This window comes from Acidocella aquatica (assembly GCF_030160635.1).
Taxonomy (GTDB): Bacteria; Pseudomonadota; Alphaproteobacteria; order Acetobacterales; family Acetobacteraceae; genus Acidocella; species Acidocella aquatica.
The window spans coordinates 1-8,006 of the sequence record NZ_BSOS01000029.1; the positions used below are offsets into that span (position 1 = coordinate 1).

An 8,006-nucleotide genomic window follows, 5' to 3' on the forward strand; every position below is an offset into this window, starting at 1 on the left:
ATGGTCACTTCCTCCCGCCAAACCACCCATTTATAGCCAACATCAACAAGAGACGCTATAAGAGCCATCGAAGTCGATCCAAATTGCGCGCAAAGGCACCGTCGACGCCAAAAACACCGTGTTTATGGACGGACACTAAGTAGCAAAAACAGAAGGGAATTCGCGTTCGCGCTTGCGCTAAGAGCCTGCGTGCCGAGCAATTGCCCAATCCAGGCAGCATTGATCGAGGCATTGAGTGATTGTAGGACATTGCTGGCAAGAATTGGCAGTGAAAAAATGATCAGGGTTCGGGCGATCGGACCATTAAGAAAAACGGATGCCTCTGTCAGCCCTTCAAGCTTAGCCTTGGCCTTGGTTGCCTCGCCGGCTGCTGCGGCTTTGCCTCGGGACATCAGATTTTCTCCATCTTCGATAGCGTGGCCTCAACGGCCGAAGGTAGCAGGTTTTAGGCCGCGTTATATCTTTTTATCCGGCTGTTCGCCTAGCCTCGGTCACGCATACGTGCCTGTTCCCCCCGGCATGCAAATCCGCTGGGCTAGCCGATATCGGAATTGAAACATTGATATGGATTAGGCGCCCAGTAATGCGCCATTACTTCGGGTTTGGCCTAGTATGTAGTACGCGCAAGCGTTTTCGGCCAATTGCATAAATTGGCTGAAAACGCTATAGTGAAAAATAGGGTGGATGTATGCGGCATGACGATCGTCCCCCCAGGCATGGTCCGGAACCAAGCGGAAGTACAGGCATACGGTCGTGGATCAGATTAAGATGGAACGGCAATTCGCGGACGAGGGTTTTTGCATCTTCCCGGGAATACTTTCAACGGATCAGCTTGCGCGAATCCGCGACGCGCTCGATCGCGGCATCGAAATCACTCGTCGGATGAGGGGGTCAACCTACGTTGCAATGCTTGACCCAAATGATGCGAATATCCGGGTCAACGTTTTGCCGGCGATTGATCCGGTATTCATTGACCTGCTGATGCGAACTGATGCCTTGAAAGCAGTCGAAGCGCTCCTTGGGCCGTATTTTCTGATTTCGAATTTTTCAGCGAATGTTGCGCTTCCGGGCTCGGGGTCGATGAGGCTGCATACTGACCAGGCTCTTGTGATGTCCCCGCCATGGTTACAAACGTTCGCGATGGATGTCATCTGGTGTCTCGATGATGTTCACGAAATGAATGGGGCCACGCGTTATCTGCCAGGCAGTCACCACTACCAGATGCCGGAGGACGTCCCGGCCGACGCGATGAACAAGACCCTTGCATTCAAGGCCCCTGCGGGCTCCTTCATCGCCATGGATGGACGGCTGTGGCACAGTTCCGGAAAAAACGTGACGAAAAACGAGCAACGGCGTATGATGTTTGCCTATTATTCCAGCGACTTCATTCGCCAGGAGATGAACTGGAATGCCTGCCTTCCAACCGATATTCAGGACGGTCTGGGCGAGAGAGCACGCGAGCTTTTTGGTCTGATCCCGCTTGCGAATACGCGGATTGCTGTTGAGATGACGAAGCTGCTTCCCGAGGGCTGATGCCTTCCCGTGATTGCCGGTAGAGCAATATTTGATGGAGAGAAAAATGTCAGAGACGAACAAGACGAATAAAAACTTTGCGATTTTCCGGGCCAAGGATGCTTCCGCCCTGATGGAAGCGGGGGTCATGAATGTAGCTCCAATGACTGACGTGCAGATCGAAGGATTTAAGAAGATGCGTGCCGCCGGGATTCTGGATGGCGAAGAGGTCAAGGTTCTTGTCTGCCTGCCCGGCTTCAGCCTTGCGCATGCCTGGATGAAGAAGGACTACCCGCTGACACTTCACAGTCACGACGCGGATTGCCTCTATTATATTATCGCGGGCACGATGAGACTCGGGACTGAGGAACTCGGCCCTCGCGACAGTTTCTTCGTACCGGCTAACGTACCTTACACATATAGACCCGGCCCGGAAGGCGTCGAAGTTCTGGAATTCCGCCACGAAACCAAATTCAATTTTGTCAATCTCTCTAAGTCGGCGGTATTCTATGACAAAGGAGCTACTACTTGTGCGGCCAATCACGACGACTGGAAGGTCGCAACGCCGCCTTCGGTTAACGCATGAGTCTTGGGGGTAGCTCTTGGGGGAGGATGGGCGATCAAGCGCATCCGCGCTGCCAACTGCGGTTTGGTGGCAAAGCCTGTTTCTTCCGGCACATGCGCAGCGGCCAGACGGAAGGGGTCGTCAGTCTAGATTTTTGGCAGATATAATTCCCGATCGATGAACGCATGGCCGTGACGCGACTCGTGGGTGGCAAACACGCCGATCTGGCAGTTCGTGATCTTCCCCGCCGAACCAGTGTATTGCCGGCCAACCCCGCACGATGCCACACCCTGCTTCAGGAAGCCGGTTTCATCGATCACCAAAACAGCGTCGATGTCCGCGAACGTCTCGACCACGTAATCGCGAACAATATCGCGCAGCGCGTCCGCTTTCCATCGGCCCTGGCCGAGGATCGCCTGCTGTCGCCAGGCACCGTGATCACCAGCCGCCCCGGCGCGCATCCACCCGGTCTTACGCTGCTCATCGCCAAGCAAACCATCGAGAAACGTGTTCGCCGATATGCAATACGTTCCTGCGTAAACAAAGGCCGGATCCGCGCCTTCACATCGCGCAGTGATCGCGCCCAAAACTCCAGCGTCCGCTTCCGGCAGCCCGCCGCCTCCACGCACATAGCCGACAACACGCTCACGTAAATCAACGCTATAGCTCATCATTCGCCCCTCACAAGGTGGCAAATATTAGCACGTAATGTTGTTAATGTGAATCACTGTAGTATTTTCGGCCAGCTTCAGACGCTGGGTGTGAGCAATCATCGCCCATAGTGTCAGTTTGATCGTCCCAGCGATAGGAGAGGCGGTCTTCTTGCAATACGCGAAGTTGATTGGCACCAAGTAAAAGGGAAAAAGCGTACGGCAGAAACAAAAGCAACAGCTAAATCAAAGGGAAAGTACCGAGAATTTGAATTATGAAAGACGCGAGATCGTTGCGCCCAACGCCTTCTTATGCAGAGGTGAAGGCCGAAGTTTGCTATTCGTTCCGGTTAAGATCCTGACTTCTGAGCCTTAATATAATTGCTGACCGTGTTGTTGAATTCGCTTTCCGTTTATATCGCATAAGAATTTCGACGGAGTTGCAAATTTTACAGATGGCCAAAGAGGCGAACCTACGTAGTCTTAATTCATAAAAAAATTCTGCGGCTTACGGTCGAAAACTGCGAAAAAATGGGAGAATGTGATGATTTATGGAACGAGAGTTGCCCAAAAGAATAGCGGGAGTGGCCATTCTGGGCTCCGGCGTTTACTTGCACTGGGGCTGAGTTTGCCGGCTATGCTGGCGGCGGCTCCTGCGGCCCACGCTATGAACCTGTACGATGGCTCGACGGTTGGCAACAACCTAGAGATTAACCTCGACATCACCGCTTCCTATAGCGGGCAATATCGCGTACAGAGCCCGTCGAAACTTTTAGTTTCGGGCGCCACCAATGCCAACGGCAATGATGGCGATGCTAATTTCCGGCACGGTCTCGTCGGCAACACCTTTAGTGTTTTGCCTGTATTAGACATCAAAGATAACTCATTCGGGATGCATTTCTCCGGGGAGTATTTCATCAACACCGTATATTTGGGAACCAACCAGAACAACCAGGCGTCGACGGTCAATCCGGTCGTCGCAAAAAATACCGACTTTGCCAAGGAAACGCGCATCGCCGATGGCCATAACGGCCGCATGCTTGATGCCTTCGTGTATGATGGTTGGGATTTCGGCGGCGGTCAGCGCATTACGTTGAAGGCCGGTCAGCAGACATTATTCTGGGGACAATCCCTGTTTTATGGCGTTAATGGTATTTCCGGTGGCCAGGCGCCGATCGACTCCATCGCGGCTGAGAACCTCGTCAACCCGCAAGTCCAGCAAATTTTCCTGCCGGTCGGGCAGATTGTCGCCACATACCAGCCAGACGAAACCTACACGATTCAGGGCTACTACCAGTATCAATGGGAGCCATACTCCCTGCCGGGCGTTGGCTCGTATTTCAGCCCCAGCGACGTTGTCGGACCTGGTGGATACCGGATCATCATCCCGCTTGGCCCGCTTGGCACCGCATATCTGCATAATGACAAGCCGTTGACACCAGAGCGGCAGAACGGCCAGTTTGGCTTGTCCCTGCAGGCCACATATGACAATTACGATCTCGGCCTATTCGGCGAGCGTTTTGACGCGAAAACGCCGGAAGTCAGTACGGTCATCAACCTGGTGCCGTCCCATCTGCCGCTGGGATATCCGCAGACCCTTCCGAATGGGGGTAGTTATCGCGAATACTATGGGCGTGACATCTGGTTGGGTGGTGCCAGCGCTTCGACGACCATTGGCGTGACAAACGTGGCCGCTGAAGCCAGCGTGCGCGCTCACCAGCCACTGGTATCGACCGGGACAACCGTTTACACATTCAATGGCCTCGGCTCAACCTATACCGGCAATGCGAACTCAGACCCTGGTTATTCAGTCGGCGATACGACGACGGAATTGCTCTCGGCGATTTATGGCTCACCTGCGTTGAAATATGATCCGGGCGGCGTCACAGTTATAGCGGAAATCGAATATGTAGATGTGTTCCACGTCACCAGGCACAAGGATTTGCTTGCACCGGGCCGCAACGCTGCCGCGTCAGCGTTCGACATTCAGGTTAATCCGCAGTATTTGAACGTCCTGCCAAGCCTCAATCTGGCATTCCCTGTCTCGATATCTTATAATTATCTAGGCAACTCGCAGATGGATGGCTCGATGCAACATGGTACGGGTTCATACTCAGCCGGTGTTTCAGCAACCTATCGCCAGGTTTGGGATGCAACGCTCAGCTACGTTGGTTATTTCGGCTCGATCAACCCAGGTGTGACCCTCAACACGTCACAGATGGCTGACCGCGGTTATCTGTCACTGAACCTACAGCATACGTTCTAAGAGCTGGATCTGAGGCCCGAGCCAAGACGGGAGTTTTAGTCAAGAGAATAATCTACGAAGGTCCGCCGTTTCCAAAAACTTGCGGCAAACGCAGAGATATTCGTAGATTGCCACACTAATTTTCCTGCTTTGTTCTGCTGCGTGAAGGCCAAGATGACCCGCTTTACAATTGAAACGATTGAATAAGGGACAACAACATGAATAGACGTAAATTTAATTTGCTCGCCGGTTCCAGTCTTGCCAGCGTAACTGCGCTTCGCTCGGCCAAAGCCCAATCAGCTTCACCGGACCCCTCGCTGCTCACAACAACGCTAACGCCTTTCGGCGCGGAACGCGCCGGCAATGCGGACGGCTCCATCCCAGCCTGGACCGGTGGTTTGGTTGCCCCGCCCGTGGGACCCGATACCCCCGCCCTGGTGCAGGTATTCACCGGTGAGCAGCCGCTCTACACGGTGGATGCCAGCAACATGGCGCAATATGCGCATCTGTTGTCTGCAGCGACGCAGGTGCAGATTACGAAATTCGGCTGGAGCCTCAAGGTCTATCAAACACACCGTACCTCGGCGGCGCCACAATATGTTTATGATAACATGGCAAAGAACGTTACCAGGGCGCAGCTTGACCCCGCAGGCGGCCGGTATGGTTTCACGAATGCCTATGGCGGTGTGCCGTTTCCCATCCTCGATACTTCGGACCCATTGAAGGCGGGTGCGCAGGCAATATGGAATCACCTCACTGTTTTTGGCGGATATTCGATTCAAGATATATTCACTTCTAGTTTCGTCGTTATTAATGGGCAGCAGATCCTCGTCAACGGTACTGTTGGCTATTCAATATATCCGTATTACGATCCCAACGGATCGTTGGAAACTTTTGACGGATACTACAGTAAAGTTCGGTCGGACACGATCATGCCAGGCAGCGTAGACGGTCAAGAAATTCTGATCTGGCACTCTTCCAATACAAGGCAGAAGGCCGATATTACGTGGACGCTGTTGAATGGCGAGGCCCGTGTGCGTAAGGCACCAAACGAACAATATGATTCTCCTGAGGCCGCCACCAACGGTATCAGCAATGTCGATGAAAACTCGATGTTCTACGGCGATCCGCAGCAGTTTGACTGGAAGCTGATTGGTAAGCAGGAGCTGCTGATTCCGTACAATTGTAATGTCATGGATTTCACTCAGGCATCGGAATTCCTCCTGCCGAAATTCCCGAACCCGGACATGGTCCGTTGGGAAAAACACCGGGTTTATGTGATTGAGGCGACGCTGCACGAGGGCTATCGTAACGTGGTACCACACAGGCGCTTCTACATCGACGAGGATTCTTGGTACGGGGCAATGGGCGATGGCTATGATGCAAATGGTAATCTCATCAAAGGCTATAACCAATACCTAGGGGTCGTACCCAGTATGCCGAGCATACAAGAAGTGGCGAGCGCTATCTGGGACCTGAACAGCGGTGACTATGCTATTAACGGTCCGCTTTCCACCGGATCGCATGTAGCCCAGCTGCTGATAAAGCCTGTGGATGATTCCCTATTCGATCCGCAGCAGATGGCGGCCGCCTCGTCATTCTAAGTACGTAAATCGACCAGACTCAACAAAGTCTGGTCGATTTTGATTAACTCTTCGTTTCGAACAGCAATAAGCTGGACTTTTGTGCCCGTGTGTCGTAGCGAGTATGAGCGGAGCATTATCGTCAGGCAGTTTCCTGAAGCTTGGCGGTTTTTGGGAGTCCACACTCTGGCACTAGCTGGAAGGCGGGTAATTTTTCCCCGTGATTGTTACGCCGGCTTTCGTAGAATGCGGCTAACGAACAATCGTGATCGTTTATGCAAGCAAGACTATTCGCTGCGGTTCCGCTATTAGCGCTACTTTGGCATATTTTTATTATCTCTTTTTGTCAGGGGCGTGTCACAGTGCGGGCATCGTCGAGGTGGAGGCTGTGCCAAGAGATTGAGGATCGCGTTTCTGATTGCGGGCATGGTCGGTTGCGGCGGTGGTCCCTCGATTCTTTTTTTCCGTCCCGCGGCTTTGAGGCGGCGGGATTGGAGGAAGGCGTAGGCGATCATTGTCATCAGGGCATGTCGATGTAACCCGATCCAGGACCTGCCTTCGAAGTGATCGAGGCCAAGTTCCTCTTTGAGTTGCTGGTGCGCCTGCTCACAGACCCATCTGGCCTTGATCGCGGCGGCCAGCGTTTTGATGGGGGTATCGGCCGGCAGGTTCGACACATAATATTTTTGCTCGCCTGTCAAACGCCGCTCGCCGACGAGCCACACCTCCGAGCCCGGCATGCACTGTACACGATTATCGAGCATCTGATGCTTATGGCCGTCGGCCACCCGAACACGGCAAGCGGCAAAGCGGCATGTCAGGTCACCTTTCGTACCCTGACGCTAGGTGATCTTTTTCCATTTTTTCCCGGTCAGCATTAGCTCCGCGGAGATCGGGCGCCGGTCGGCTGTCAAATCGCTTCCAACCGTGACCCCCTTTTCGCTTCCAATGTTGATGGTGTGGAACGCCCCCTCTTTCTGACGTTTACCGGCGGAGATCTGCGGTAAGATGTAGGACCGTCAATATAGGAGGGCATAGCCATGGATGAGATTGTGACGATGGGTTGGATCTGGCGAAGAATGTTTTCCAGGTTCATGGGGTGGCAGCAGATGGCCGCGTGGTTGTTCGCCGGCAGCTACGCCGTTCGGATGTCTTGACGTTTTTCAAAAAAATTCCGGCGTGCCTGGTTGGCCTGGAGGCATGTGGATCAGCGCATTACTGGGCTCGCGAGATCGCTGCATTAGGGCATACGGTGAAGATGATGCCGCCAGCCTACGTCAAACCCTACGTCAAGTTATGCTCACCTCGCCATAACTTGACTAATCACGAGGTCCCCATAATGCGGAGGAGCGCGGCCTGATCGGCGGATTTTCGCCGTTCTTGTCAATGTTCCTCCGCATTATTTCAGAGCGTGTCTAGCCAGGCGATCACGCTGGCATTGCGCTTCCAGG

Annotated in this window: 5 protein-coding genes and 3 pseudogenes; 5 read left to right on the plus strand and 3 right to left on the minus strand. The window is 53.5% G+C overall.

What is annotated here, in order from left to right; genetic code table 11:
• Positions 1-122 precede the first annotated feature (122 nt).
• Positions 123-392: a hypothetical protein gene (locus tag QQJ84_RS06550; RefSeq protein ID WP_284257329.1), complete on the minus strand. Its 270-nt coding sequence runs from the start codon at positions 390-392 to the stop codon at positions 123-125.
• Positions 393-753: 361 nt separating this feature from the next.
• Here QQJ84_RS06550 and QQJ84_RS06555 point away from each other — a divergent pair, with 361 nt between their 5' ends.
• Positions 754-1,533: a phytanoyl-CoA dioxygenase family protein gene (locus QQJ84_RS06555; RefSeq protein WP_284257331.1), complete on the plus strand. Its 780-nt coding sequence runs from the start codon at positions 754-756 to the stop codon at positions 1,531-1,533.
• A 46-nt stretch (positions 1,534-1,579) separates the two neighbouring features.
• Positions 1,580-2,098, plus strand: a complete 519-nt coding sequence (locus QQJ84_RS06560; protein WP_284257332.1) for a cupin domain-containing protein — start codon at positions 1,580-1,582, stop codon at positions 2,096-2,098.
• Between the two features lie 41 nt (positions 2,099-2,139).
• Here the strand turns inward: QQJ84_RS06560 and QQJ84_RS06565 are convergent.
• A pseudogene (locus QQJ84_RS06565) lies at positions 2,140-2,708 on the minus strand (IS701 family transposase); the annotation flags it as partial.
• A 563-nt stretch (positions 2,709-3,271) separates the two neighbouring features.
• On the opposite strand from QQJ84_RS06565, the gene QQJ84_RS06570 reads away from it, so the two are divergent.
• Positions 3,272-4,993, plus strand: a complete 1,722-nt coding sequence (locus QQJ84_RS06570; protein ID WP_284257333.1) for a DUF1302 domain-containing protein — start codon at positions 3,272-3,274, stop codon at positions 4,991-4,993.
• A gap of 197 nt (positions 4,994-5,190) precedes the next feature.
• Complete coding sequence (locus QQJ84_RS06575) at positions 5,191-6,576, plus strand: DUF1329 domain-containing protein (protein WP_284257334.1); 1,386 nt, start codon at positions 5,191-5,193, stop codon at positions 6,574-6,576.
• 293 nt (positions 6,577-6,869) lie between these two features.
• Here QQJ84_RS06575 and QQJ84_RS06580 read toward each other — a convergent pair.
• A pseudogene (locus tag QQJ84_RS06580) lies at positions 6,870-7,460 on the minus strand (transposase); the annotation flags it as partial.
• A 135-nt stretch (positions 7,461-7,595) separates the two neighbouring features.
• Between QQJ84_RS06580 and QQJ84_RS06585 the strand changes: the two are divergent.
• Positions 7,596-7,849, plus strand: a pseudogene (locus tag QQJ84_RS06585) (IS110 family transposase); the annotation flags it as partial.
• Positions 7,850-8,006: the final 157 nt, after the last annotated feature.